The following is a 25993-nucleotide window of genomic DNA, read 5'->3' as shown; positions in this document are numbered from 1 at the left end:
CCTCGCACCCTCGGGCGGGCGGCCCGCGCCGTACGGCGCCCTCCCCACCGGGGGCGGTGGAGAGGGCGCCGGGCCCGTGCGGGCCGGGTCCGTCAGGCCGCCGGCCTGGAGCCGTGGCGGCGGCGCAGGTGCAGGTGGAAGGGGAGGTGCAGCCGTCGGCGGGGGCGCCGTCGCTCCGCGCCGCCGTCCAGGTGGGCCCCGTCGCCGTGGTGCTCGGGCTCGCCCGGGTGCGGCCCTGCGGCACTGGGGCTCCTGCTCCAGGAGCGGCCCACGGCCGCCACCCGTCCGGCCCGCATGATGCGTATGGTGTGGCCGCCGCAGCCGGGGCAGTTGGGCTGGAGCAGCGGAGACGGCACCCGCACCCCGTTGGCCCGGTAGCGGCAGGTGATGTGCCCCTCCCGGTCGGTGTGGTGCTCGATCTCGTACTCCTGCTCCCAGCCGTATCCGCAGCTGAGGCAGGCGAAGGAGTAGGCCTCGTGGGCGGTCTCGACCGGGCCCCCGGTGGCGGCGGTGACGGTGGTGGCTGCCGACGCCGGGTCCGCACCCGGCCTGCTCACAGGGTTACCGATGGTCTCGCTCATGACGGTCTCCCGGTGCCCTCCGGACGTTCGCCCGGTACGGGTCTTTCCTCTTCAGGGAATTCCCGGGGCGGGCCTCCGGATTCCCGGGTTGCCGAGTCTTGGCCCGCTGTTGGGGATTCCTGTACGGACCGCTCTCCGGCCCGCGTCCATCCTTGGCCTGGCTGGTCTGCGCTTTACCTTGCGCACGCCACCGGGGCACCCCGCTCCGGTCCGGTTCGCGCCGCACGCTGGAGCTGAGCGCCGTTGCCGCCCGCGCACGCGGACGCCCTTCTGACCACGGTACGCCGCGCCGTGGCGCGGCGGACACGCCCGGGAGCCTCAGATCCGGTGTCCCTCAGATCCGGTGTCCCTCAGATCCGGTGTCCTTCGGATCCGGTGTCTTCCCCGGGGCGGCGTGCTTGGCGGCCACCACGGCGTCGAACACCTCCCGCTTGGGCAGCCCGGCGTCGGCCGCCACCGCCGCGATGGCCTCCTTGCGGCGTTCCCCGGCGGCCTCCCGGGCCGCGACCCGGCGGGCCAGCTCGGCCGGGTCAAGCTGCTCCGGCTCGGTGGGCGGCGCACCCGCCACCACCACGGTGATCTCGCCGCGTACCCCGTCCGCCGCCCAGGCGGCGAGTTCGCCCAGCGGTCCCCGCTTGACCTCCTCATAGGTCTTGGTCAGCTCCCGGCAGACCGCGCCCGGCCGGTCCGCGCCGAATGCCTCGGCCATCGCCGCCAGCGTCTCGGCCAGCCGGTGCGGCGCCTCGAAGAAGACCAGGGTGCGCGGCTCGGCGGCGACCTCCCGCAGCCGCCCGGCCCGCTCTCCGGCCTTGCGCGGCAGAAAGCCCTCGAAGCAGAACCGGTCCACCGGCAGCCCCGACATCGCCAGCGCGGTCAGCACGGCGGACGGCCCGGGTACGGCGGTGACCCGCACCCCCGCCTCGACCGCGGCGGCCACCAGCCGGTAGCCGGGGTCGGAGACCGACGGCATGCCCGCGTCGGTGACCAGCAGCACCCGGGCGCCGCCGGTCAGCGCCTCCACCAGCTCGCCGGTGCGGGCCACCTCATTGCCCTCGAAATAGGAGACGACCCGCCCGGTGGTGGTCACACCGAGCGCCTGGGTGAGGCGGCGCAGCCGGCGGGTGTCCTCCGCCGCGACCACATCGGCCGCCGCCAGCTCACGCGCGAGTCGGGGCGGCGCGTCCTCGACGTCGCCGATGGGGGTTCCTGCCAGTACGAGTACTCCGGTCACCGCCCCATCCTCGCAGCCCGGGCGGATCGGTCCGCACCGGACCGGCCCGGCTCTCATGCCCCACCCCTACGATGTCCGGGTGAGCGGTGACAAGGCGACAGGAGCCCCAGCGGGCGGGGACCCCACCGGCAGCGGCGGCGCGGACGCGCCGGGCGCACCCCCGGCGGGCGGACCGACCGCGCCCGACGGTGTGCCCGGCGGCGGTGCGGTGCTCACCAGCGAGCGGGCGGACCCGCCGTCGGGGGACGGCGAGCAGCCCGCCCCGGCGGACCACCGCCCGGCCTCGGCGTGGCAGCGGGGGCTGGGCCGGTACGGGTACTTCGGGCCGGACCGCAGTCCGCTGCGGCACCGGCTGGTGCCCCCGATGCCCGACGGGCCCGGTGCGCCACCGCCGGACGGCCCGTCCCCGCTGCTCGCCCGGCTCGGCGTCGGGCTGCCGGCCGCGCTCTGGGCGTGGCTGTACCGCTGGTCGGGCTGGCTGGGGCCGGTCGCGGTGGCGGTCTTCGCTGGCGTGCTGCGCTTCGTCCACCTGGGCAGCCCCGATGCGGTGATCTTCGACGAGACGTACTACGCCAAGGACGCCTGGTCGCTGCTGCACCTGGGATACGAGGCGAGCTGGCCGGACGACGCCAACAAGGACATCATCGGCACGCCGCAGTCCATCCCGCTCTCCTCCCAGGCCGCGTACATCGTGCACCCCCCGGTCGGGAAGTGGATCATCGGGCTGGGTGAGTGGGTCTTCGGCCTGCACCCCTTCGGCTGGCGGTTCGCGGTGGCGCTGCTCGGCACCCTCTCGGTGCTGATGATCGCCCGGATCGCCCGGCGGCTCTTCCGCTCCACGCTGCTGGGCTGCACCGCCGGGCTGCTGCTGGCGGTGGACGGGCTGCACTTCGTGATGAGCCGTACCGCGCTGCTGGACCTGGTGGTGATGTTCTGGGTGCTGGCGGCCTTCGGCTTCCTGCTGATCGACCGCGACCGGACCCGGGCCCGGATCGCCGACGCACTGGGCGCCACCGCCGACCACCCCGACGCCTCCCCGGACGCCGTGCTGGCCGCCCGGCTGAACCTGGGCTGGCGCCCGTACCGGCTGCTCGCCGGGGTGAGCCTGGGCCTGGCCTGCGCCACCAAGTGGAGCGGGCTCTATGTGGTGGCGGCGTTCGGCGTGATGGTGGTGCTCTGGGACGCCGGCTCCCGCCGGCTGGCCGGAGCCCGCCACCCCCATCTGGCCACGCTGCGCCGCGACGGCCTGCCCGCCTTCGGCTCGATGGTCGTGGTCTCGCTGGTGGTGTACGTCTCCTCGTGGGCCGGCTGGTTCGCCAGCAGCGCCCAGCCGGGCAAGGGCGGCTACTTCCGGGACTGGGCCGCGCACCGGTCGGGACTCTCCTCGGAGTACATCACGCTGCCGGTGTTCGGGCGGCAGAAGATGCCGTTCCAGGTGGACCTGACCTGGGTGCCGGACAAGTTCCGCAGCCTGTGGCACTACCACTCCGAGGTCTACAACTTCCACCGCAATCTGCACTCGCCGCACGTCTACCAGTCCAACCCCTGGAGCTGGCCGGTCCTGGGCCGCCCGGTCTCCTTCTTCTATGAGTCGCCCAAGCAGGGCCAGGCGGGCTGCCAGGTCTCCGAGTGCGCCCGCGAGGTGCTGGGCATCGGCACCCCGCTGCTGTGGTGGGCGGGCATCGTCGCGCTGGCCTACTGCCTCTACCGGTGGGCGCTGCGCCGCGACTGGCGGGCCGGGGCGATCCTCTGCGGGCTGGCCGCCGGCTATCTGCCCTGGTTCGAGTACCAGGAGCGGACCATCTTCTTCTTCTACGCGGTGGTCTTCGTCCCGTTCCTGGTGCTGGCGGTCACCATGATGATCGGCGCCATGATCGGCCAGGCCCGGGCGAGCCGGGAGCGGCGGATGATCGGCGGGGTGGCGGCCGGGCTGCTGGTGCTGTCGATCGTCTGGAACTTCCTGTACTTCTTCCCGATCTTCACCGGGCAGGCGATCCCGATGGACGAGTGGAACGCCCGGATGTGGTTCAGAGCCTGGATCTGACCGGACATCCCCCGCTCCCCCCTCATCCCCATCGGTTTTCCACAATCCGGGCGCCTCGGCAGCGGAACATGCTTACGATCTCCCGGTCGGAATTGGTTCGTGGGGGGAGCACACATGGGAAGAGCCGCGAAGGCCGTCATCGGGGGTGTCTGCGCCGCGATGTTCTCGGTGGCGGGGTACGGCGTCTACAACATCGTGGGAGCGCTCTCCAACGGCCACCAGGGCAGCACCGCCACCACGGGCACCGGCGGCACGGAGAGTGCCCAGCCGCTGACCGCCTCCGACCAGAAGCCGTCGGCCGACCAGGCCCGGCAGGCCGCACAGGCGTTCCTGGACGCCTGGGCCAAGGGCGACACCGCAGCGGCGGCCGGGCAGACCGACGACCCGGCCGCCGCCGAGCAGGGCCTCTCCGACTACCGCGACGACCTGCGGCTGGCCTCGCTGACACTGGAGCCGACCGACACCCCGGCGCCCACCCCGCATGACACCCCGCCGCCCGGCGCGGTGCCGGTCGGCTTCCACGCCGGGGCCCGGCTGACCGGGCTCGGCACCTGGGCGTACGACGGCACGGTGCGGGTGGTGCGGACCACCGACGGCAGGACCGTGGTGCACTGGTCGCCGTCGGTGCTGCACCCCCGGCTGACCGAGGAGACCGTGCTCAGTGCGCGGGAGGTGCCGCCCGCCCGGCCGAAGGTCACCGACAGCGCGGGCAGGTCCATCGACGCCTACCCCTCGCTGAAGGCGCTGGCCCCCGAGTTCCGGAAGGCGCTGGACGACCAGCCGGGCGGCACCCCCGGCAAGGGCGTGGTGATCGCGGGCGCGGAGAGCGGCAACGCCCTGCGGACCCTGCACACCTTCGTCAAGGCCAAACCCGGCGAACCGCTGAAGCTCACCATCGACGGGCGGCTCCAGAAGGCCGCCGAGCAGGCGGTGGCCGCCCAGGGCCAGGGCGGCGGGCGACTGGCCTCCCTGGTGGCGGTGGAGCCCAGCACCGGCCGTGTACTGGCGCTGGCCAACTCCCAGCCGGGCTTCAACGCGGCCTTCAAGGGAATGACGGCCCCGGGCTCCACCATGAAGATCATCACAGCGGCGGCGCTGCTGGAGCGCGGCGTCGCCCCCGGCACGCCCGCCCCCTGCGCGCCCCAGCTGTATGTCTACGGCAAGGAGTTCCACAACGTCGAGGGCAGCTCCAACCCCGGAGCCACCCTGCGGGACGACTTCGCCGCCTCCTGCAACACCGGCTTCATCAACCTGCGCGACAAGCTGGGCGACGGCGACCTCACCGCCGAGGCCCGGGACGTCTTCGGGATCGGCATGTCCTGGCACACCGGGCTGGCCAATATGGACGGCAGCGTGCCGGTGCCCAGCGGCGACGAGGTGGAGAAGGCCGCCGCCATGATCGGCCAGGGCCGGGTGCAGATGAACCCGCTGGCCATGGCCTCGGTCGCGGCCACCGTGCGGTCCGGCGTCTTCCGCCAGCCGATCCTGCTGCCCGGCCTCGCCCAGCAGCCCGCCGCCCGGCCGCTCTCCTCCGGGGTGGCCGAGCAGCTGCGCGGCCTGATGCACACCACTGCCGTGAGCGGCACCGCCGCCGGGGTGATGAGCGGCCTCGGCGGCTACCCGACGGGCGCCAAGACCGGCACCGCCGAGGTGGGCTCCACCACCGACAGCTGGTTCACCGCCTACCAGGGCGATGTCGCGGCGGCGGCCATGGTGCAGGGCGGCGGCCATGGCTCCGACGCGGCGGGCCCCGCCGTCCGGGCCGTGCTGGCCGCCGGCCGCTAGGCGGTGTCTGCCACCGCCTAGACCTTGGCTGCCGCCCCGTACACCTCGTGCAGATTGTCGGTGGCCGGGTGGGTGTGCCCGGCCGGACCGGCGGCGAAGACCCGCAGCACATTCTCGGTGACCCGGCGGGTGAAGGCGCCGGTGCGGCCGTCCATGCCGTGCCGGACGCCGTGCACGCCCGGCCCGGTGGCGTCCAGCGACTCCACCCAGCGCATGGTGCCGCTGGCGAAGAGGCCAGCGCCGCTCGGCCGGGTGCCATAGGCGGAGTCGCTGTGGCTGTGCTGCCCGTTGCAGACCAGCGGCGAGTGGGAGAGCACCTCCAGCGGGCGGGGGGTGGGCGCCTCCGGGGTCACCCGGTCGTACTCCACACCGACCAGCGCCTTGAAGGAGTCCCCGGCCCGCACCCCGGTACCGGCGAAGACCCAGTGGTCCGGGCGGGTCACCACATACGGGGCCTCCGTCGGGTAGCCCTCGTAGAGGACCCCGGTGAGCGCACTCTCCGGGCTCGGCGCCGGGTCGCGGCGGAAGTCATTGGTGACCAGGGCGTAGTCCCCCCGGGCGTAGCAGGGGTCCTCCCGGTAGTCGGACTTGTAGCAGACCGCCAGCCGGTCGGGCCCGTTCGCGGCGGACTCCAGCCGGATGCGGCGGAAGCAGGTGTTGGCGCCGAGCACCGCCAGATTGGCCCCGGCGTCGCGCGCCTGGGCGACCCGGGCGCGCTGCTCCGGGGTCCAGTACTCGTCGTGGCCGAGCAGCACCACCGCCGTGGCGCCGGTCAGCTGGCCGGGGCGGGTGGCCACGTCCACGCCGGTGGTGTAGGCGAGCGGGATGCCGAGCCGCTCGGCGAGGCAGACGGCGGGCTGCTCATAGATGAGGAACTTCCCGGCGCCGTCCTTGTGGTACGGCCGGTCGAAGGAGACCGCCAGCGCGCGGCTGCGGTAGGCGCCGTCCGGGCCGTTGTAGAGGCTGTGGCCGCCCCACTCGTTGTAGGCCTGCCAGGTCGCCGAGGCATTGACCAGGACGGTCCGCCCGACGGCGGTGGCGGAGCGGACCGTGATCGGCACATACCGCTGGGCGGACCGCCGGTCGGCGTCCAGCCGCAGCAGATAGCAGCCCTCCGGCCAGCCCCGGGTGGCCACGGTGAGGCTGGGTTCCCAGTCGGCGTGCACGGTACGGGTCCGCTGCTCGAAGCGCGGCGCGCGCTGCCGCCTGCCCTGGACGCGCTCGGACTGCCAGACCAGCCGGGCCCGGGCGCCGCCGTACCAGCCCATCCGGTAGGCGCGGACCGTGAAGCCTGGCGCCGTCGTGGAGACATGGAGCCCGAACTCCTCGCCCGGCAGCACGCTCACCCGATCGGTGTACCCCTCGATCGCGGACGGGGCGCCGCGCCGGGAGAGCCGCCAGCCGGAGTCGCCGGGCCGGTCGTTCTCGCCCCGGACGGCGGACGGGCCCCGCGTGGGGGCCGCGGTCGGATGCGCCGCTCCGCCGTCGCCCCCGGAGCAGCCGGCCGCGGCCAGCCCTGCACCGGCCGCGGCGGCCATCCCGAGGAAGCGCCGCCGGCTCGCCGGAGCGCCGCCCTCGGCGTCCTCGCCGTCACTGCCGCGCTGTTCGCCCATGCTCACCAGTGCCTCCGGGTGCGACCCTAGAGGCTGCGGACGGCTTCCGCATGGCGAAGGCCCCGACCGATCGTACGTGATCGATAACGGTCCGTAGCGTACCCACGCCGCCGTGCCGCACGCGTTGTCCCCGAGACGGCGCACCGCCGGGGCTCACCGGGATGGGACCGTGGCGCTCAGGCTCTCGGATGGGCGGGGGCGGGCGCTCGGCACCCGTGGCGTTCCGGCGGCGACCTGACCCGTCCGGGTGGCCAGCCGGAGCCAGAGGGCGAGGATCAGCGGGAGTGCCAGATAGCCGAAGCGGCCCGCCGGGGCCAGCAGAAACGCCCCCGCCAGGCCCACCGCCAGCCGGTCGGCGGCCTGGACGGCGGTGAGCGGCGGCCGGTACAGCAGCCGGGCGGCCACGGCCGCGCCGCCCAGGCCGAGCAGCACCAGGCAGGCCCACCGGCCGCCGGGGCCGAGGCAGGCGATGAGGTGTCCCGGCAGCGGGCTGGTGGCGGGGGTACGGACGGCGGAGAGCCCCAGCGGAAAGCGCACCACCTGCTCCAGCACGGCCTCCGGGGCCGCCAGTACAAACGGCACCACGGCCGCCACCGCGCCGGTCACCGCGACCATCACACAGCGGGCGGCGGCGGCCCGGCCGTGCACCGCCCAGAGCAGCACCGCCGCGACCGGCACGGCCGGCCAGGCGGTCCACTTGAGGGCGCAGGCGAGAGCCAGCACCAGCCCGGCGGAGACCGGGCGGCCCCGACCGGCCAGGGCCAAGCCGAGGCAGCAGAGGCCGATCAGCGGCAGGTCCACGCCGCCGACCGCGAGCGGCAGGGCGACCAGCGGGGAGGCGGTGAGGACGGTCAGCGGTACGGCAGCCGAGGCGCCGTACGGCCGCAGCAGCCGCCAGGCCGCCGCCAGGCAGAGCAGAAACACGGCGGCGAACCAGATCCGGGCGTCACCGGCCAGCCCGAGCAGCCCGCCGGCGCCGCTGTCCACGCTGCCGCCGCCCCCACCCAGCAGGGCCCGGGGCAGCCCGAAGAGGCTCATCGCGGGCAGATACGGGTCGTAGTCGGTGACCCGGACCGGGTGCGGCAGATAGGGGCTGCCGGTGTGCAGCAGCAGCCGCGCCGACCGTTCGACCACCCCGACCTCGGACTGCCGGTAGCCGTGCAGCGCCAATAAGACGAGCGGCACCAGCGCCGCGCCCACCACCGCCACCAGGGCGGCGGCCCGCCCGGCGTGCGGGCGGGGCAGCACCGCCGCCAGCAGGGCGGCGAGCAGATAGGCGCCGGCCGCGACCGTGCCCCATAACCGCTGGTTGGGCAGCGCCGAGGCCAGCGGAAAGACACCCGCCCAGCCGGCGGCGACCAGGCACCCGGCGACCTGCACCCGACGCCGACCGGCCGACCGGACCACCGCTGCCAACAGCCCCTGCCCGGGTCTGCGACCGCCGAAGGCACGCTGTGCGGGAACGGCGGGCAGCGGGCGGCCGGGCAGTCGGCTGGTCACCATGGCAGTCACGCTAGGCAGTGGCGCCCCTCCGCGTCGTCACGCTGGAGGGGGTACCGGGGGTCCCCCTGCGGGTTGACTCAGCCGTCGCCGCCCGGCGGCGGGGTGAGCCCGTTCTCGTAGGCGAAGACCACGGCCTGGGTGCGGTCGCGCAGGCCGAGCTTGGCCAGGATGCGTCCGACGTGGGTCTTCACCGTCTGCTCGGAGAGCACCAGGCGTTCGGCGATCTCGGCGTTGGAGAGCCCCCGGGAGACCTCCTGGAGCACATCCAGCTCCCGCTGGGTGAGGGCCGCCGCAGCCTCGGGGCGCAGCGAGCCGGACCGCCGGCGGCGGGCGAAGTCGGCGATCAGGCGGCGGGTGACGGACGGGGCGAGCAGCGCCTCCCCCCGGGCGACCACGCGGACCGCGTCGATGAGGTCGCGGGCGGGGGCGTCCTTGAGCAGAAAGCCGCTGGCGCCGAGCGCCAGCGCCTCATAGACGTACTCGTCCAGGTCGAAGGTGGTGAGGATGAGGATGCCGGGGGTGGTGCCGTCGGGTTCGTCGCGGATGATGCGGCCGGTGGCGGTGAGGCCGTCCATGCCGGGCATGCGGATGTCCATCACCACCACGTCCGGTCGGAGCCGGGCGGCGAGTTCCACGGCGTGCAGGCCGTCGCCGGCCTCGCCGACGAGTTCGATGTCGGGCGCCGAGGAGAGCAGGGCCCCGAGCCCGTCGCGCACCATCTCCTGGTCGTCGACGAGCACCACCCTGATCGTCTCCCCCACCGTCCGCCTCCTTGCTGCCGTCGCCGCCATCAGTCTCCCCCCGGCAGCAGTTCCCGACCGCCGCCCGCGCCCCTGAGGTCGACGGGCAGTTCGGCCCACACCTCGAAGCCGCCGCCTGCGGCCGGGTCGCGCGGCCCGGCGCGCAGCGTGCCGCCGAGCATGGCGACCCGTTCCCGCATGCCGACCAGCCCATGTCCGCCGGAAGCGGCGCGCGGGGCCGGCCGGCGGCCGTGGCCGCGTCCGTCGTCGCTGACCCGCACCAGCACGCGGTCGCCGCGCTGCACCACCTCCACCGCCACCTGGGCGCCGGGGGCGTGCCGACCGGCGTTGCTCAGCGCCTCCTGCACGATCCGGTACGCGGAGACGTCGACCCCGGCGGGCGGGGTGCCGGAGGCCAGGGTGAGCGAGAGGTCCACCTGCATACCAGCGCCGCGCGCGGTGTTCACCATGTCGGGGATCTGCCCGATGCCGGGCTGCGGGGCGAGTTCGACCGCCTCGTCCTCCTCCCGCAGCAGCCCGATCACCCGGCGCATCTCGGTGAGCGCCGTGGTGGACGCCTCGCGGATGGCGGTGAAGCTACGCAGCGCCTGCGGCGGGAGGCCGGGCGTCTTGTAGGGGGCGGCCTCGGCCTGGATGGCGACCATCGACATATGGTGCGCCACCACGTCGTGCAGTTCCCGGGCGATCCGGGACCGCTCCTCCAGTACGGCCTGCCGGGCCAGGTCGCGGCGGCGCTGCTCCTCGGCCTGGACGAGGCTCCGCTCGGCCTCCCGGCGGGAGTGGATGGCCTCGCCGAGCAGCAGCACCAGGGTGACCACGAAGACGGCGACGGCCAGGACCAGCCAGGACAGCCCGGTGAGCAGTACGGCGGGCACCAGCACCACCAGGGTCACCACGGCGTCGGCGCCGATCGAGACCCGGCGGCCGTAGGAGAGGGCGCAGCCGAAGACCAGCAGCAGATAGGCGGCGCAGCCGGCGGCCGGCCATGGCCAGAAGGGCTCGGGGAAGCGGGGCGACTCGGCGAGCGCGGTGAGCAGCATCCCGGCGGTGGCGACCCGCCAGGCGGTGAGCGGCCGGACGGGGGCGACCAGCAGCGGCAGCACTTGGAGGACGCCGAGCGCCCAGGCGAGGCCGATCGGCACCAGGGTGGAGAGCTGGGCGATGGCGGCGGCGGCCAGCAGGCCGACGCCGAGGGCGGCCGGTACCGACAGGGCCTTGCGCCAGAACGGGAACTCCGGCCGGGCCAATCGCATCGGCCGGTCCGGTGCGGCCCAGGCGGCCTGCCAGATCAGGTCGAGGGCACGCTGCCCGCGCCGCAGCGCTCGGGCGGGCAGGGGGGTGGCGCTGTCCATGGTGGGGCCAGCGTAGGCGCCGGGCTCTGGCGGGCGGGCCCGTATCTGCCACTAGCATCGCGCTGGAACCGTCCGACCGTCCCCAGCGAGGGGTGCCATGACCCTGCTCGACAGGGCACTCTGCCGCCTCTCCCGGCGGTCCGCCGCGACCGCCGCCCTGTGCTTCGCCCTGACCTGCGCCATCGGCCTCCAGTCCTGGATATCGGGGCGGGTGGGCGGTTTCGACCTGGGCATCTTCGACCAGGGAGTCCGCTCCTACGCCCAGGTCCGGCTGCCGTACTCCGCCATCAAGAACTACCACCACCACTTCCCTCCCGGGTTCTCCCTGCTGGGCGACCACTTCTCCCCGGTCCTCGCCCTGCTGGCCCCGCTGTACTGGATCTGGAACGACCCCCGGGTCCTGGTGCTCTCCCAGTCGGCGCTGTTCGCCGCCGGGGTCCCGCTCATCCGGCGGATCACCGCCCGCAGCTTCGCTGCGGCGCCCGAGCCCGCCGCCCGCGCCGCCGTCGACGCGGCCGGGCTGGCCTACGCCGTGGGCTGGCCGCTGCTCACCAGCGCCGCCACCGGGTTCCACGAGGTGGCCTTCGCCGTCCCGCTGACCCTGCTGATGCTGGAGCGCGGCCTGGCCAGGCGCTATGCCGCCGTCGTGGTCTGCGCGGTGCTGCTGGCCTGCACCAAGGAGGACCTGGGCCTGATGGTCGGCGCATACGGCGCGGTGCTGGCCGCCCGGTCCCGCCGGGCGAAGGACCGACCGGGCGTCGCAACCGGGCTGGCCCTGCTCATCGCCGGTCCGCTCTCCTCGCTGGCGGCGATCGGCTGGCTGATCCCGCTGATGGGCGGCGCACCCGGCTACTACTGGAACTACGGCAGCCTCGGCCCCGACGCGGGCCGGGCACTCTCCCGGGTCCTCTCCGATCCGCTGGTCCTGGTGTCCGCAGCCACCCACCCGCTGGTCAAACCGGCGCTGGTGCTCTGGCTGCTCGGTTCCCTCCTCTTCCTGCCGCTGGGCTCGCCGACCGCCCTGCTCGCCTTACCGCTGCTGGCCGAACGGGTGCTCTCGGACAATCCCAACCACTGGCCGGTGACGCACCATTACGACGCCTTCCTCTGGCCGGTCCTGCTGGTCGCCTCGGTGGAGACCCTGGGTCGGCTGCGCCACCGGAGACTGCTCGGCCTTGGCGCACTCACCGCCACCGTCATCGCCGCGTCCTGCCTCGGTCTTTACGGACTGGCGAACCCCAGGCTCTGGTCGCCGTCCCCGGAGCGGAAAGCGCTGCTCCAGGCGGCGGCGCTGATCCCCGACGGCGCCTCGGTGGAGGCCGACAACAACGCCGCCCCGCACCTCACCGCACGCACCGACGTCGTCATCGTGGACGAGGTGCCGCACGGCCGCGACTATGTACTGATCCAGGAGCGGACCCGGGTCTTCCCCTTCACCGACGTCACCCAGCAGCAGGCGCGCATCCGCCTGCTGCTCGCCCACGGGTACACCACCGTCCGGCGGAGCGGCGGCGCCGTCCTGCTCCACCGGACGGACAGGCAGCCCATTCCCGGTATGACCGCCGCACCCGGCGGCGCACCGGCCAAGGACCTGGCGCCGCCCGACATCGGACGGAACCTCTTCCGGGGCTGACTCACACCATCCCCAGCACCGCCGCCATCACCGCCCGGGCCACCGGGGCGGCCAGCCCGCCGCCGCTGATGTCGGCCCGCCGGGCGGCGCTGTCCTCGATCACCACCGCCACCGCGACCTTCGGCGCCGCCCCGTCCGGGCCCGCATAGCCGATGAACCAGGCGTACGGCGTGCCGCTGTTGCCCACGCCGTTCTGCGCGGTGCCCGTCTTGCCGCCCACCACCGCGCCGGGGATCCGCGCATTGGCCCCGGTGCCCTCGGTGACCACGTCCTCCATCATCGACCGCAGCTCCGCCGCGACCCCGGGCGCCACCGCCTGCCGGTACACCTGCTCCGACATCAGCGCGACGGCCGTGCCGTCGGCCCTGGTCAGCCGGTCCACCAGGCGGGGCCGCATCACCTTGCCCCCGTTGGCGACCCCGGCCGCCACCATCGCCATCTGCAACGGGGTGGCCCGGGTGTCGTACTGGCCGATCGACGACAGGGCCAGCTGCGCCCGGTCCATCCGGGTGTCGAAGACGCTCTTCGCCACGCCCACCGGCACCCTCAGCCCGCCGTCGTTGAACCCGAACCCCTCCGCCGCCCGCACCATCCCCGGCAACCCCACATCCACGCCCAGCTTGGCGTAGACGGTGTTGCAGGACCGGGCCAGCGCAAGCCGCAGGGTGGCGTCCAGACAGCCGGGGGCCTCATTGGTGAGGACCCGGTCGGAGTTCGGCAGCGGCAGCGGCTCGGGGCTGTCCGTCCTGACGTCCGGATCGGGATAGACCCCCGCGCTCAGCCCGGCCGCCGCTGTGACCACCTTGAAGGTCGACCCCGGCGGATAGGTCTGCCGCAGCGCCCGGTCCAGCATCGGCTGGAGCGGATCGGTCTGCAACGCCTGCCACGCCCGCCGGTCCGCCCCCGACGACCCGGCGAAGCTCCCCGGGTCGTACGAGGGCGTGCTGACCAGCGCCAGAATCCGCCCCGTCGCCGGCTCGACCGCCGCCACCGCCCCGCGCTTGCCGTCCATCGCCTGGAACGCCGCCCGCTGCGCCGCCGCGTCGATGGTCGTCACCACATCGCCGCCCGGCTGCGGCTTCCTGGTCACCGCACTCCAGAGCGGGAAGCCCGCCAGCCGGGGATCGGTGCCGGACAGCACCCCGTCCTCGACGCCCTCCAGCAGCGAGTTGCCGTAGATCTGCGACGAGTAGCCCGTCACCGCCGCATACAGCGGCCCCTCCGGGTAGGTGCGCCGGTACCTCAGCATGCCGTGACTCGCCTCCGACCCGGTGATCCGGTGGCCATCCACCAGAATGCTCCCCCGGGGCTGCGCATACCGAATGATCATCTGCCGCCGGTTGGCCGGACTGCTGTCGTACTCCGGCGCCCGCACCACCTGCACCCGGGTCGCCTGCACCAGCAGCGCCACGATCAGCAGCAGGCAGAACGTCCCCGCCCGCCGCCCCGTGGTGGAGATCCCCGGCCGGCTCACCTGGGCACCCGCGCACCGTCGCTCATCCGCACCAGCAGCGCCACCATCACCCAGTTGGTCACCACCGACGACCCGCCCTGCGCCAGAAACGGCATGGTCATCCCGGTCAGCGGAATCAGGTCCAGCACCCCGCCCGCCACCACGAAGACCTGCAACGCGATGATCCCCGCCAGGCCGATCGCCAGCAGCCGGCCGAATGGGTCCCGCAGCGCGATCCCGGTCCGGAACCCCCGCCCCACCAGCACCGCATACAGCAGCAGCAGCGCCGTCAGACCGACCAGCCCCAGCTCCTCCCCCACCGTGGCCAGGATGAAGTCCGACTTGGCCGCGAAGCCGATCAGGATCGAATGCCCCGCCCCCAACCCCGTCCCCAGCAGCCCGCCCGCCGCAAAGGCGAAGAGCGACTGCGCCAACTGCCCCGGCCCCCGCCCGGCCTCGATGGACGCCATCGGATGCAGCCAGTCCTCGACCCGCCCATGCACATGCGGCTCCAGCCACCCCACCGCCCCCGCAGCCGCCGCCGACAGCACCAGCCCGATCGCAATCCAGCCACTCCGCGCCGTGGCCACATAAAGAAGGATCACCAACAGTCCGAAAAACAGCAGTGACGTCCCCAGGTCGGTTTCCAGCACCAGCACCCCGACAAAGGCGGCCCACACCACCAGCACCGGCCCCAGCACCCGCCCCCGGGGCAGCTGCCACCGCCAGATCTGCCGCCCGGTGAGCGCCAGCGCATCCCGGTGCACCGCCAGATAGGCCGCGAAGAAGACCGCCAGCAGCACCTTGGCGAACTCGCCCGGCTGAATCGAGAACGAGCCCACCGTGATCCAGATATGCGCCCCGTAGACCGCCGGAAAAAAGACCGGCAATACCAGCAGCACCAGCGCGGCCAGCGCACTGATCCACGCATACCGCCGAAGCACCTTGTGATCCCGCACCACCAGCAGCACCCCGATGAAGAGCGCCACCCCGATCGCCGACCAGAGCAACTGCGTGGGGGCCGCCCCGCCCGCCGTCTCCCGGTCCAGCCGGTAGATCAGCACCAGCCCCACGCCATTGAGCAGCACCGCGATCGGCAGCAGCAGCGGATCGGCGTACGGCGCCCGCCAGCGCACCGTCGCATGCGCCAGCAGCGCCAGCACCCCCAGCGCCGCCCCATAACCGCCGGCCCCGGCCGGCACCGCCCCATCGAGGACGGCACCCACCTCGATATACCCGAGCACGGACACCCCGACCGCGCCGACCAGCAGCACCAGCTCGGTGTTGCGCCGCGTCGGCACGGCAGCGGGCGGTGCGGCCATGCACCCCGTCCCCTCGGATGGACAGCGGAACGGACGACTACGCCAGGTGGCCCACCCGCATCGCCTGGACCGTCTCCCGCAGCTGCTCCTCGGCCGCGGCCGACAGCGACGTCTGGATGATCTCGCCGCCGAACGGGGCCACCCTCGGCAGCACCTTGTCCGGGGTGGACTGCCGGACCAGCACAAAGAGCGCCGCCCCGCCCGGCTGCAACTTCTCCCCGACCTTGCGCATGAAGTCGTCGTCCACGCCCACATCGCTGGTGGCACCCACCGCAGCCCCGGTGGCACCACCGATGGCCGCCCCCAGGAACGGCATAAAGAACAACAGCCCGATCACACCACCCCAGAGCGCCCCCGTAGCGGCCCCCACCCCGGTCGTGCTCATCCCCTGATGGAGCTTGACCTTCCCATCCGGCCGACGCTCCACCACGACGGCGTCCTCGACCTCGATGAGTTTCTGCTTCTGAAGGTTCCCCAACTCCGCACGTACCTGTTCCGCGGTCTCGACGTCGGGATAGGCGATGGCAAACAGGTTGCTCACAGGAGGTGCTCCTTCCCACGGGCGGGCGACCCCGCCACAGGGGCAACTCTAGACACATACACCCTATTTGTCCGATTCAACGCCCACCCACCCCAGCCGCGCACCCACAGACCTTCCCCCCACCGGCCGACACCCGCACCAGCCCAACAACCCCAACCACCCACGCAGCACCCCGACCAAGCCCAGCTACCGTGAACGCCCGTGACCCAAGAGCCCCCCTCCGTCTCCGCGCTGCTGGACCAGCTACTCCGCACCCTCGTCCAAGCCGACGACGAAGCCATCGACGCAGCCGCGTCCGCCCTCGCCGCCGCCGACCCACCCGCCGTCTCCACCGCCCTGCTCGCCGCCGCCGAAGGGTCCGTCCGCCGCGCCTGGGAGAACGGCTGGCAACCCGCCGACCTGGCCCGCCTGGTCCGCCGCGACCTGGAACCCCGCCACCTCGCCCTCGCCGTGGACGCCATCGCCGCCGAGGCCCGCCACCACCCCCACACCACCCACCCCTCCCCCGCTGGACCGCCCAACTGCGCGACCTGGACGCCACCGTCCACTGGTCCGGCGACGACACCCACCTCGCAGCGTTCGCCGCCCACCACCGCCTCGACCGCTTCACCGCAATCGGCACCGCCCTGGAACTGCTCCGCCTCACCACCCGCCTCCCCCGCATCACCCCCCTCACCACCCCCACCCACTCCACCCCTTCCACCGCCGCCCCCACCGCCCCCACCACCCGCATGCTCACCCGCATCCGCGCCCTGCTCGCCAAAGCCGAGGCCACCCCCTTCCCCGAGGAGGCCGAGGCCCTGACCGCCAAGGCCCAGCACCTGGCCACCCGCCACAGCATCGACGAAGCCCTCCTCACCACCACCTCCACCTCCACCACCACCGCCCCACCCAAACCCCCACCGCCTGCCGCATCGGCATCGACGACCCCTACGCCGCCGCCAAGGCCGTCCTGCTCGACGCCGTCGCCGCCGCCAACCGCTGCCGCACCATCTGGTCCAGCGACCTGGGCTTCAGCACGGTCATCGGCTACGAACCCGACCTCACCGCCGTCGAACTCCTCCACGCCTCCCTGCTCGCCCAGGCCACCGCCGCCATGAACCGCGCCGCCGACCAGCACCACCGAAGCGGCAAGTCCCGCCGAACCCGGGACTTCCGGCAGACCTTCCTGGTCGCCTTCGCCAGCCGCATCCGCACCCGTCTCGCCTCCGCCGCCGACCAGGCCGCCCGCGAGTCCGCCGCCGACACCGCTGACGCCGCCGACACCGCCGACACCGCCCGCCGCCTCCTCCCCGTACTCGCCGCCCGCGAGCTCGCGGTCGCCGACGCCACCGACCGGATGTTCCCCACCACCACCAGCCACCGCCTGCGCGGCAGCGACCCCTCCGGCTGGGAGCACGGCACCGCCGCCGCCGACCGCGCCCGCCTCCCCCACCCCGACCGCCACCTCACCCGCACGCCCAACCCCGCACGCCCAACCCCGCCCCCACACCCCACCCCACACCCCACCCCCAACCCCCCTCCCCTAAGACAAGCTGACGATCACTACGATCGGCGGGTGATCACCAGACGACGGTCGGCGGCAGCCCTGTTCAGCGTGCTGGCCGCCCTAACGATGCTCGGCGCACCCCCCGCGTCCGCCGACGAGACCACCGCCGCCAAGGAACCGCCCAAGGTCGAGCTGGTACTCGACGTCAGCGGCTCGATGCGCGCCACCGACCTCGGCGGCCGAAGCCGCATCTCGGTGGCGCAGCAGTCCTTCAACGAGGTGGTGGACTCCCTTCCCGAGGAGACCGAGCTCGGTATACGCGTGCTCGGCGCCACCTACCCAGGCGACGACAAGACCCTGGGCTGCAAGGACACCCAGCAGATCGTGCCGGTCGGCCACCCCGACCGGACCGAGGCCAAGACCGCCATCGCCACCCTGCGCCCCACCGGCTTCACCCCGGTCGGACTCGCCCTCCGGGAGGCCGCCAAGGACCTGGGCACCGGTGAGACGACCCGCCGGATCGTCCTGATCACCGACGGCGAGGACACCTGCGCCCCGCCCGACCCCTGCGAGGTGGCCCGCGAGCTGGCCGCGCAGGGCACCCACCTGGTGGTCGACACCCTCGGGCTCACCCTGGACGACAAGGTCCGCCGGCAGCTCACCTGCATCGCCGCGGCCACCGGCGGCACCTACACCGCCGTCCAGAACGGTGACGAACTGACCCACCGCATCAAGCAGTTGGTCGACCGCGCCCAGGAGACCTACGACCAGACGCCGCAGCAGATCGCGGGCGCCGACGAGTGCGCCACCGCCCCGGTCCTCACGCCGGGCGTCTACGCGGACCGCGAGCAGTTCGAGGAGCACCGCTTCTACCGGGTGCCGATCCGCCCCGGCCAGGAGCTGCGCGCCTCCGTCAGCGTGGCCCTCGACCGCACCCTGAGCAAGGACTACGGCGTGCTGCTGCGCGCCCTCTCGCCGGAGGGCCAGGAGCTGGTACGCGGCACCGACGCGGGCAGCGGCCGCACCGATGTGCTCTCCACCGGCCTGCGCTGGTCCCCGGACGGCGGCGCCACCCCCACCGAATCGCCCACCGACACCACCGCCGCCGCCGACACCACCACCCAGGACACCGTCTGCCTGGTCGTCAGCAACTCCTTCTCCGCACCGGCCTCCGTCAAGCGGGACCCCGGCATGCCAGTGGAGCTGACCGTCGACGTGGTCGCGTCCTCCCCCGCCCCGAGCGGCCCCGACCTCGGCCGTGGCTGGGTGCTGCTGGCCGTGCTGGCCCTGGCGGGCCTGCTCACCGGTCTGATCACGGGCTGGCTGGCCCGCTGGCGGATCGCCATCTGGAGGGCGAACTGACGATGCGTACGGCACATCTCCTCTATGCCACCGCGACCACCGCACTGCTGCTGGCGGCGTCCGCCGCCCCGGCTGCGGCCGACACCGCCTCGCCCAGCCCCTCCGGCAGCGCCGAGACGGTCACCCGGGCCGGGACCTCCTTCCTCACCGCCACCACCGTGCAACCAGGTCAGCAGGTCCAGCTGTCCGCCTCGACCGGCGACTACCTCTACTGGTCCTTCGCCTCCGCCGCCGGGCAGACCGACAGCGTGGCCGTCACGGTCACCCTGCCGCCGACCGCCAACCGCCACGGCGCCGCCACCTGGACCGTCGATGTCTTCGACGGCCTGCGCCGCCGCCAGGCGTGCACGGCGGGGGCGCAGACGGCGACCGCCGAGGCCGAAGCGGAGTCCGTCTCCCTCGACTGCACGCTGCGCCAGGTGCGCTCCTGGGCCGAGCCGTGGTCCGGGGACCCGCTGCCAGGCACCTACTACGTACGGCTGTCGGTCACCGACCTGCCCGAAACGGACCTGGGCCTGCCGATCCAGGCGGAGATGCGGATCGCCTCGAAGGGCGGGGACGCCGATCCCGAGGGCGGCGACCTCAAGGCCCCGCTGGTACCCGCCGTCAACGCCGGAGCCACCCTGGCCCCGGGCGACGCCGTACCCTCCCCCGGTCCCTCCTCCTCGGTCTCCGCTGCCGGAGCCGGCTCCGACGACGACGGCAAGGGCGGCTGGTTCTCCGGGCTCACCTCCCGGTGGTTCTGGACCGCGGGCGGCGGTGTGCTGGCCGCCCTCCTGGGCGTGGCCGGGTACAGCCTCACCCGCCACCGCCACGGCTGGTTCTCCGCCCGCCCCTGACCCCCAACCCTGTCCCCGCCCCTGAGGCCCCCGGCACCACCCGCGCCCTCCCGACCGAGCCCACCACGCCCGGTCGGGAGGGCGCACCCGTCCGTTCCCCGACATACTGGCCGTAACCGCCTCTCCAGCTGTCCAGCTCTCCTCAGCCGTCACGAGAGGAGTCGCGCGCATGTGCCGATGGCTCGCCTACTCGGGCTCGCCGATCATGCTTGAGGACATCGTCTACAAACCCGCCCACTCACTCATCGACCAGAGCCTGCACTCCAAGCTCGGTGTGGAGACCACCAACGGCGACGGGTTCGGCATCGGCTGGTACGGGCACCGCCCCACCCCGGCGATCTTCCGCGACGTCGGCCCGGCCTGGAGCAACCGCAATCTGCGGGAGCTCACCAGCCACATCCGGTCCAGGATGTTCTTCGCCCATATCCGGGCCTCGACCGGCTCGGCCACCCAGCAGACCAACTGCCACCCGTTCCGCTCCGGGCGGTGGCTCTGGATGCACAACGGCATGATCGCCGGGTTCTCCACGATCAGGCGGGAACTCGCCCTCGCCGTCTCCCCCGACCTCTACTCCTCCATCGAGGGGACCACCGACTCCGAGGTGATGTTCTTCCTGGCGCTCACCCTCGGCCTCCAGGACGACCCGCCGGGCGCGGTCGCCCGCATGGTCGGGCTGGTCGAGGAGGTGGGCCGCCGCAACGGCATCGAGTACCCGGTGCAGATGACGGTCGCGGCCTGCAACGGCGAGCGGCTCTGGGCCTTCCGCTACTCCACCGAACACCGCTCGCGGTCGCTCTTCCACAGCACCGACATCGAGGGCCTGCGCGCCCTCTACCCGGGCAATCCGCTGGTGGGCAAGGCGTCCGACGAGGCCCGGATGATCGTCTCCGAGCCGCTGGGCGACGTGCCCGAGGCATGGAACGAGGTGCCCGAGTCGAGCTATGTCCTGGTCCAGCACGGCCGGTACGAGATCCTCCCCTTCGAACCGTCCCCCGCAGCAGTCGCCGTCGCCGCCCAGCCGTGACAGCCGTGACAGCCGTGACAGCCATGGCAGCCGTGGCAGCCCCCGGCGCCCGGATGCCCGCTACGGCGTCGGCACCCGCACCGACTCCGCCTCACCCTCCGCCCCGCCCTCTGCCTCGCCCTCCGCCTCCCCCTCGCGCCGCGCGGCCCAGTCATGCAGCGCGGTACGGCAGGCGTGGTCCACATGGAGCAGGTCGGCGAGGTCCAGCGTGACCGGACGCCCTTGGGGCAGCGTCTCCAGGGCGCCCAGCATGCCCGGCAGCCGCAGAAAGGTGGCGTTGCCGGAGAGCCGGACCAGGATCGGCGCAGCGGGCCCTTCCACCGCCTCGGCCGCCTCCACCACCTCCACCTTGAGGTGCGAGGTCTCCCAGGCGCTCTTGACCACCGCCAGCAGCAGCCCCAGCAGCACCCCCTCCAGCAGGTTGGTCGCGGTGACCGCCACCGCCGTCACCACCAGCACCACCGCCTCGCCCCGGTGCGCCTGCCAGAGCGGCCGCAGCGCGGCGACCGGGACCAGCTTCGCCCCCGCGTGCACCAGCACGGCCGCCAGCGCCGCCAGCGGGATCATCCCCAGGGCGGCGGGCAGCAGCGCGGCGAAGAGCAGCAGCCAGCAGCCGTGCAGTACCCGGGAGAGCCTGGTCCGCGCCCCGGCGTGGACATTGGTGGCGCTCCGTACGATCACCGCCGTCATCGGCAGCGCGCCCAGCAGCCCGCAGACGGTGTTGCCCACGCCCTGCGCGACCAGTTCCCGGTCGTAGTGGGTGCGCGGACCGTTGTGCAGGCGGTCCACGGCTGCCGCGCTGAACAGCGACTCCGCCGAGGCGATCAGCGCAAAGGCGACGGCGGTGCCGAGCAGCCCCGTCCCGGCCAGCCGCTCCAGGTCGGAGAGGCCCGGCGGCTGGACGGACGCCAGCAGTCCGTGCACCTCGACCGTGGCCACGTCCAGCCCGGCGGCGGCGGTCACGGCGGTGGCCAGCACCACCGCCGCCAGCGGGCCCGGCACAGCGCGCACCCGGGCCGGCAGCCACCGCCACCCCAGCAGTACCAGCAGGGCTCCGCCGCCGATCGCGGCGGCCGTCAGCGCCCGGGGCGACCCGGCGGTGTGCGCCAGCAGGGCGGGCAGTCCGGCGAGGTCGGCCATGGCGCTGCTGCGCGCCTGCGCGCCCAGCATGGGGTACAGCTGTCCGGCGATCAGTACCAGGCCGATCCCGGCCAGCATGCCCTGCACCACCGAGACCGAGATGGCGCGGAACCAGCGGCCGAGCCGCAGCACGCCCATGGCCACCTGGAGTACTCCGGCGGCCAGCACGACGGCGCCCAGCGCGGGGAGGCCATAGGTGGTGACGGCCTGGTGCACCAGCACGGTGAGCCCGGCGGCGGGCCCGGAGACCTGGAGGCTGCTGCCCGGCAGCAGCCCGGTGACCAGACCGCCGACGATGCCGGTGACCAGGCCGAGTTCGGCGGGGGCGCCGCTGGCGACGGCGATGCCGACGCAGAGCGGCACGGCGACCAGGAAGACCACCAGCGAAGCGGCGAGATCCTGCCGCAGAAAGGGAGGACGGCGGAAGGCGGAACGCAGAGAGGAACGAGGAGTCATCAAATCCTCACTCAGGGTGATCACGGACGGGTGTCCGAAGCGGTTCGCAAGGAGGGGGCCGCACACACGCCGTCATCGGCGCAGGCGGAGATCACCGGACCGCTCGCGCTCGCAGAGGCGGCGCGGCGCGTCGGGGACAAACGGGCGTACCAAGCGTCCGTCAGCAGCGCAGAACGTGCAGCCGCGCGAGGTCGGGCCGGTCGGAGCAGTTCCTATACGAAGCACCGGCACGCGGGCCCGCCACCGCGCCCGTGCCCCCGCCTGCGTCCCGGACCTCGCCGCACCCGTGGTCCACCGCGCTGCCCGGGGCGGGTCGCGGGGCGGTACGGCGGTCGAGCCGGGGTCCGGGTCGCGCCGGGGACTGCTGGGGCGGCTCCTCCTCCGCGCAGGCGCTCGCCGGGGCGGCGACGACGGCGCCCCTCGCCCCGGAGCCCCGGGTGGCGGCACTTCCGAACGCGGTGGTCGCCAGCAGTCCGATCGCCACCAGGGCGGCGACCGCCGCCACCAGGATGCGGATCGATCTCATCGGCACGGCTTCACCCCCTCTGGACCATGGCGTCACCCAAAGTAAGTACAGCATGCCCATATGACGAACAGTCGGCCACTCGGACCACCCCCAGGCCGCCCCAAGGCCACTCCAAGCCCGCCACAACGCCACCGCGGCACCGCCCGAACCGCCCGCCCACCCCGCCGACGCCGCTCCCCGCCACCCCTCCGACCTGCACCGATACCCAGCCCGTCGAAGACCGCCACCCGGTGGTGCGCCGGTTCGGCCGGCCACCACCGCCCGCCGCCCGAATGCCTCACGATCCGGTACGGCGCGGCACCAGGGCGGCGCCCGCCATCGGCAGCGCGGCCAGCACCAGCCACGGCAGCGGGCCACTGCCCCAGAGGTCCAGCAGTCGGCCGGTGAGGGCGCTGCCGACAAGCACGACCAGCCCGGAGACCGAGGAGAGCGCCCCGGTGTACAGCCCCAGCCGCCGGTCGTCGCAGAGTTCCGGCACCCAGGCCCGTACGGACGGCACCACCAGCATCTGCCCGACGGTGAGCAGCACCACCAGGCCCGCCGCCGGTCCCAGCCCCGGTACGCCCCGCCACCCGGCGGGCAGCGCCACCGCCACCACCGCGAACCCGGCCGCCACCAGCAGCAGCCCGCCCGCCACCGACCCCCGGGGGCTCAGCCGGGCCGCAGCCCACCGGGAGACCGGCAGCTGCGCCGCCACCACCAGCAGCGAGGAGAGCGCAAAGAGCCAGGCCAGCGGCGCCTGCGAGCCGGTCGCCCGGGCCACCTCCTGCGGCAGGGCCAGATAGAGCTCGTTGTACGCCAGCAGATAGCTGCTGTAGGCCAGAGCCAGCGCCATGAAGCGCCGATTGCGCAGCAGCCCGCCCAGGGAGCCCCCGGCCCGCCCGCGCGCTGCGTCGCCGACTGCCCGCCCGGGGTGCCCGCCCGGCATCAGCCGCCAGTGCCCAGCCAGGACGAGGACAAAGACCCCCGCACCCGCCAGGCAGGCCGCCCGAAAGCCCAGCGGCAGCAGCAGCGAGCCCAGCAGCGGCCCGGCGAAGGCGCCCAGCTGCCCGGCGGCGGAGAAGAGTCCCAGCACCCGGGTGCGCGGGGCATGCCCGGCCTTCTCGTACCGCACGGCCTGGCGGGCCAGCTCCGACTCCACGGCGGGCGAGAAGAGCGCCGCCGCAAAGCCCACCAGCAGCACCGCCGCCACCACCGCCCAGGTGGCCCGCGCCGTCCCGAGCCAGAGGAACCCGGCGATCCGCAGCCCGCATCCGGCCAGCACCACCGGGCGCGGCCCGAACCGGTCGGTGAGCGCGCCGCCCACCGCGAACATCCCCTGCTGGCTGAAGGTGCGCAGCCCCAGCACCAGCCCGACCAGCCAGCCCGTCATACCGAGCCCGCCGCCCAGATGCCCGGCGAGGTAGGGCAGCACCGCATAGAAGCCGAGGTTGAAGGCAAGCTGCGTGCTGATCAGCAGCCTGGCAAGCGGCGGCAGCGCCCGCAGATCGCCCAACGGCCGCCGCCGCGCCCCGACCGCCGTCTCACCACTCACCGCTCACCAGCCCGCCCCGCCCCGGCCCCGACCCTCGCCCTCCGCCCGGAGCCCGCCGCTCCGGAGCCCGCCGCTGCGGCCAGCGCCACCGCCAGCGCGCCCAGCAGGCAGAGCGCCGCCCCGGGTGCCAGCACGGCCCAGGGGGCGCGCTCGGCGTACGGCAGGTTCTCCGAGAGCAGCAGTCCCCAGTCGGGCGCCGGCGGCGCGGAACCCAGGCCCAGGAAGCCCAGGGAGGCCAGGGCCAGCGCGGTCCCGGGGAGGCGCAGCACGGCGTGCCGGGCGACCGGCGGCAGTACGGCGGGCAGCAGATGGCGGCGGAGCAGGTGCCACCGGCCCGCGCCCAGCGCCCGGCCGGCCTCCAGGTGGGTGGCCGCCCGCTGCTGCTCGACCAGGGCGGCGGTGTGCACGGCCAGCGGCGCCCAGCCCACGGCGGCCACCGCCAGCGCGGCCCCGTACGGTCCTGAGCCGAGCGCACCGGCGGCCAGCAGCCCGCAGAGCACGGGCGGTACGGCGTTGGCGGTCTCGGCCAGCCCGGCCGAGAGCCGGGGCAGCAGGCCGAGGAGCAGCCCGAGCGGCAGGGTGGCGGCGGTCACCGCCGCCGCGAGGCCGGTGGTGTGCAGCGCCCCATGGCCGAGGCGGGCCAGCAGGTCGCGGCCCAGGGCGTCGGCGCCGAGCGGGTGGGCGGCGGAGGGACCGGCCAGCCGGGCGGCGGTGTCGATGGCGTATGGGTCGCGCAGCAGGCCCGCGACGGTGGTGGCCAGCAGGAGTGCCGCGAGCAGCGCCGCCACCGCGCGGACCCGCCCGGCGGGCAGCGGCGGCCGGTGCAGGGCGGGCAGGGCGCGGGCGGCCGGGGCGCTGCCCAGCAGCAGGCGGCCGGCGGTGCGGGCGAGCAGACCGGCGGCGGCGCCGAGCAGCAGCAGGGCCAGGGCTCCGGTCTGGAGGACGGGGAGGTCCTGGCGAGGGCGGCCTGGAGGGTGAGTCGGCCGAGCCCGGGTATGGCGAAGACGTTCTCCACGGCGACGGCCCCGCCGAGCAGGCCGACGGCGGTCAGTGCGGCGTTGGGCAGCAGGGCGGGCAGGCAGCGGCGCATGGCGTGGGCGGCGATCCGGCGGGCGGGCATTCCGGCGGCGGTCGCGGCGCGGGCCCAGGGTTCGGCGAAGGCGGCGGGCAGCGCGTCGTCCAGCAGCCGGGCCAGGAACGCCCCGGTGGGCACGCCCAGCGAGAGCGCGGGCAGCACCGTCCAGCTCGGCCCCTCCCAGCCGACCGCCGGGAACCAGCCGAGCCGCACCGCGAGCACCGCCGCCAACACGGCGGCCAGCAGGAACTCCGGTAGGGCCGCCGGGAGGGCCGCCGCCAGACCGGCGGTCCGCCGGGCCGTGCGGCGCAGCCCGCCCCGGTGCAGGGCGGGCGCGGTGAGCGGGGCGGCGGTGAGGACGGCGACGGGGGCGGCGGCCAGGACGAGGGTGGCCGAGACGCCCAGCCCGTCGCGGACGGCGGGCAGCACCGGCGCCCCGGAGATCCATGAGGTGCCTGCGTCGCCGTGCAGCAGGCCGCCGAGCCAGCGGCCGAACAGCCGCAGCGGACCGGCGTCCAGGCCCAGCTGCTCCCGTACGGCGGCCAGCACCTCGGGGGTGGGTTCGCGTTCGGCGGAGCGGGCGTGCAGCACGGTGAGCGCCGGGTCGGTACTGGAGAGCCAGGGCAGCAGGGCGATGGCGAGCAGCAGCGCGGCACCGGCCACGGCCCGCCCGGCGTGGGCGAGCGCGGCGGCGCCGGCGGTGGTGCCCGGGACTCGGCCGCTCATCGG

20 protein-coding genes and 2 pseudogenes are annotated in these 25993 nt (G+C 74.4%); 9 read left to right on the top strand and 13 right to left on the bottom strand.

What is annotated here, in order from left to right; genetic code table 11:
- Positions 1-92: 92 nt before the first annotated feature.
- Positions 93-581: a hypothetical protein gene (locus C7M71_RS18665; RefSeq protein ID WP_111492076.1), complete on the bottom strand. Its 489-nt coding sequence runs from the start codon at positions 579-581 to the stop codon at positions 93-95.
- Between the two features lie 334 nt (positions 582-915).
- Entirely contained in the window at positions 916-1812 is an 897-nt protein-coding gene (gene rsmI / locus C7M71_RS18660) for a 16S rRNA (cytidine(1402)-2'-O)-methyltransferase (protein WP_111492077.1), read from the bottom strand.
- A gap of 208 nt (positions 1813-2020) precedes the next feature.
- Between rsmI and C7M71_RS18655 the strand changes: the two genes are divergently transcribed.
- Together C7M71_RS18655 and C7M71_RS18650 are read left to right on the top strand one after the other, a co-directional pair.
- Entirely contained in the window at positions 2021-3856 is a 1836-nt protein-coding gene (locus tag C7M71_RS18655) for a dolichyl-phosphate-mannose--protein mannosyltransferase (protein ID WP_407675989.1), read from the top strand.
- A gap of 114 nt (positions 3857-3970) precedes the next feature.
- Positions 3971-5641, top strand: a complete 1671-nt coding sequence (locus C7M71_RS18650) for a penicillin-binding transpeptidase domain-containing protein (RefSeq protein ID WP_111492284.1) — start codon at positions 3971-3973, stop codon at positions 5639-5641.
- A gap of 17 nt (positions 5642-5658) precedes the next feature.
- On the opposite strand, the gene C7M71_RS18645 is transcribed toward C7M71_RS18650, so the two are convergent.
- The 4 genes from C7M71_RS18645 to C7M71_RS18630 form a co-directional block, all read right to left on the bottom strand.
- Positions 5659-7254 carry a N,N-dimethylformamidase beta subunit family domain-containing protein gene (locus tag C7M71_RS18645; RefSeq protein WP_111492287.1) on the bottom strand — a complete coding sequence of 532 codons (1596 nt, stop codon included), beginning with the start codon at positions 7252-7254 and terminating at the stop codon, positions 5659-5661.
- Between the two features lie 153 nt (positions 7255-7407).
- Positions 7408-8757, bottom strand: a complete 1350-nt coding sequence (locus C7M71_RS18640; protein WP_111492283.1) for a glycosyltransferase 87 family protein — start codon at positions 8755-8757, stop codon at positions 7408-7410.
- Between the two features lie 77 nt (positions 8758-8834).
- Positions 8835-9518: a response regulator gene (locus C7M71_RS18635; protein ID WP_265737665.1), complete on the bottom strand. Its 684-nt coding sequence runs from the start codon at positions 9516-9518 to the stop codon at positions 8835-8837.
- A 29-nt stretch (positions 9519-9547) separates the two neighbouring features.
- The gene (locus C7M71_RS18630; RefSeq protein ID WP_111492281.1) at positions 9548-10870 is read right to left on the bottom strand and encodes a sensor histidine kinase; all 1323 of its coding nucleotides are present in this window, start codon (positions 10868-10870) and stop codon (positions 9548-9550) included.
- 97 nt (positions 10871-10967) lie between these two features.
- Between C7M71_RS18630 and C7M71_RS18625 the strand changes: the two genes are divergently transcribed.
- Positions 10968-12503: a DUF2079 domain-containing protein gene (locus C7M71_RS18625; RefSeq protein ID WP_111492280.1), complete on the top strand. Its 1536-nt coding sequence runs from the start codon at positions 10968-10970 to the stop codon at positions 12501-12503.
- A 1-nt stretch (position 12504) separates the two neighbouring features.
- On the opposite strand, the gene C7M71_RS18620 is transcribed toward C7M71_RS18625, so the two are convergent.
- From C7M71_RS18620 to C7M71_RS18610, 3 genes are read right to left on the bottom strand one after another with little or no spacing between them, the layout of a single operon-like run.
- Positions 12505-13977: a penicillin-binding transpeptidase domain-containing protein gene (locus tag C7M71_RS18620; protein ID WP_229758796.1), complete on the bottom strand. Its 1473-nt coding sequence runs from the start codon at positions 13975-13977 to the stop codon at positions 12505-12507.
- A complete protein-coding gene (locus tag C7M71_RS18615; protein WP_111492279.1) occupies positions 13974-15278 on the bottom strand; it encodes an FtsW/RodA/SpoVE family cell cycle protein in 1305 nt (434 codons plus the stop codon). The genes C7M71_RS18620 and C7M71_RS18615 overlap by 4 nt, the downstream gene beginning before the upstream one ends.
- Before the next feature lie 37 nt (positions 15279-15315).
- Positions 15316-15819, bottom strand: coding sequence for a DUF1269 domain-containing protein (locus C7M71_RS18610; RefSeq protein ID WP_111492278.1), 504 nt, complete (start codon positions 15817-15819; stop codon positions 15316-15318).
- A 201-nt stretch (positions 15820-16020) separates the two neighbouring features.
- Between C7M71_RS18610 and C7M71_RS32940 the strand changes: the two genes are divergently transcribed.
- From C7M71_RS32940 to C7M71_RS18585, 6 genes and pseudogenes are all read left to right on the top strand, one after another.
- Entirely contained in the window at positions 16021-16623 is a 603-nt protein-coding gene (locus C7M71_RS32940) for a hypothetical protein (RefSeq protein ID WP_322975177.1), read from the top strand.
- Positions 16551-16919, top strand: a complete 369-nt coding sequence (locus C7M71_RS32935) for a DUF2786 domain-containing protein (RefSeq protein ID WP_322975176.1) — start codon at positions 16551-16553, stop codon at positions 16917-16919. Before C7M71_RS32940 ends, C7M71_RS32935 begins: the two co-directional genes overlap by 73 nt.
- Positions 16826-17029 (top strand): annotated as a pseudogene (locus C7M71_RS33360) (DUF2786 domain-containing protein); the annotation flags it as partial. The gene C7M71_RS32935 and the pseudogene C7M71_RS33360, both read left to right, overlap by 94 nt.
- A 348-nt stretch (positions 17030-17377) precedes the next feature.
- Entirely contained in the window at positions 17378-18670 is a 1293-nt protein-coding gene (locus C7M71_RS18595) for a VWA domain-containing protein (protein WP_111494715.1), read from the top strand.
- 2 nt (positions 18671-18672) lie between these two features.
- A complete protein-coding gene (locus C7M71_RS18590) occupies positions 18673-19509 on the top strand; it encodes a peptidase (RefSeq protein ID WP_111494717.1) in 837 nt (278 codons plus the stop codon).
- Positions 19510-19678: 169 nt separating this feature from the next.
- Positions 19679-20533 (top strand): class II glutamine amidotransferase, encoded by an 855-nt coding sequence (locus C7M71_RS18585; RefSeq protein ID WP_111494719.1) that lies wholly within the window; start codon positions 19679-19681, stop codon positions 20531-20533.
- A 60-nt stretch (positions 20534-20593) separates the two neighbouring features.
- On the opposite strand, the gene C7M71_RS18580 is transcribed toward C7M71_RS18585, so the two are convergent.
- The 4 genes and pseudogenes from C7M71_RS18580 to C7M71_RS18565 form a co-directional block, all read right to left on the bottom strand.
- On the bottom strand, positions 20594-22129 hold the full coding sequence (locus C7M71_RS18580) for a SulP family inorganic anion transporter (protein ID WP_111494721.1): 1536 nt from the start codon (positions 22127-22129) through the stop codon (positions 20594-20596).
- A 160-nt stretch (positions 22130-22289) separates the two neighbouring features.
- Positions 22290-22655: a hypothetical protein gene (locus C7M71_RS18575; RefSeq protein ID WP_114914428.1), complete on the bottom strand. Its 366-nt coding sequence runs from the start codon at positions 22653-22655 to the stop codon at positions 22290-22292.
- 277 nt (positions 22656-22932) lie between these two features.
- On the bottom strand, positions 22933-24189 hold the full coding sequence (locus C7M71_RS18570) for an MFS transporter (RefSeq protein WP_111495549.1): 1257 nt from the start codon (positions 24187-24189) through the stop codon (positions 22933-22935).
- Positions 24186-25990, bottom strand: a pseudogene (locus tag C7M71_RS18565) (ABC transporter permease subunit). The gene C7M71_RS18570 and the pseudogene C7M71_RS18565 overlap by 4 nt, the downstream one beginning before the upstream one ends.
- Between the last annotated feature and the right edge of the window lie 3 nt (positions 25991-25993).

Origin of the sequence: Peterkaempfera bronchialis (genome assembly GCF_003258605.2) — a bacterium.
Classification (GTDB): domain Bacteria; phylum Actinomycetota; class Actinomycetes; order Streptomycetales; family Streptomycetaceae; genus Peterkaempfera; species Peterkaempfera bronchialis.
This window is presented reverse-complemented; position numbering and strand designations above follow the sequence as displayed.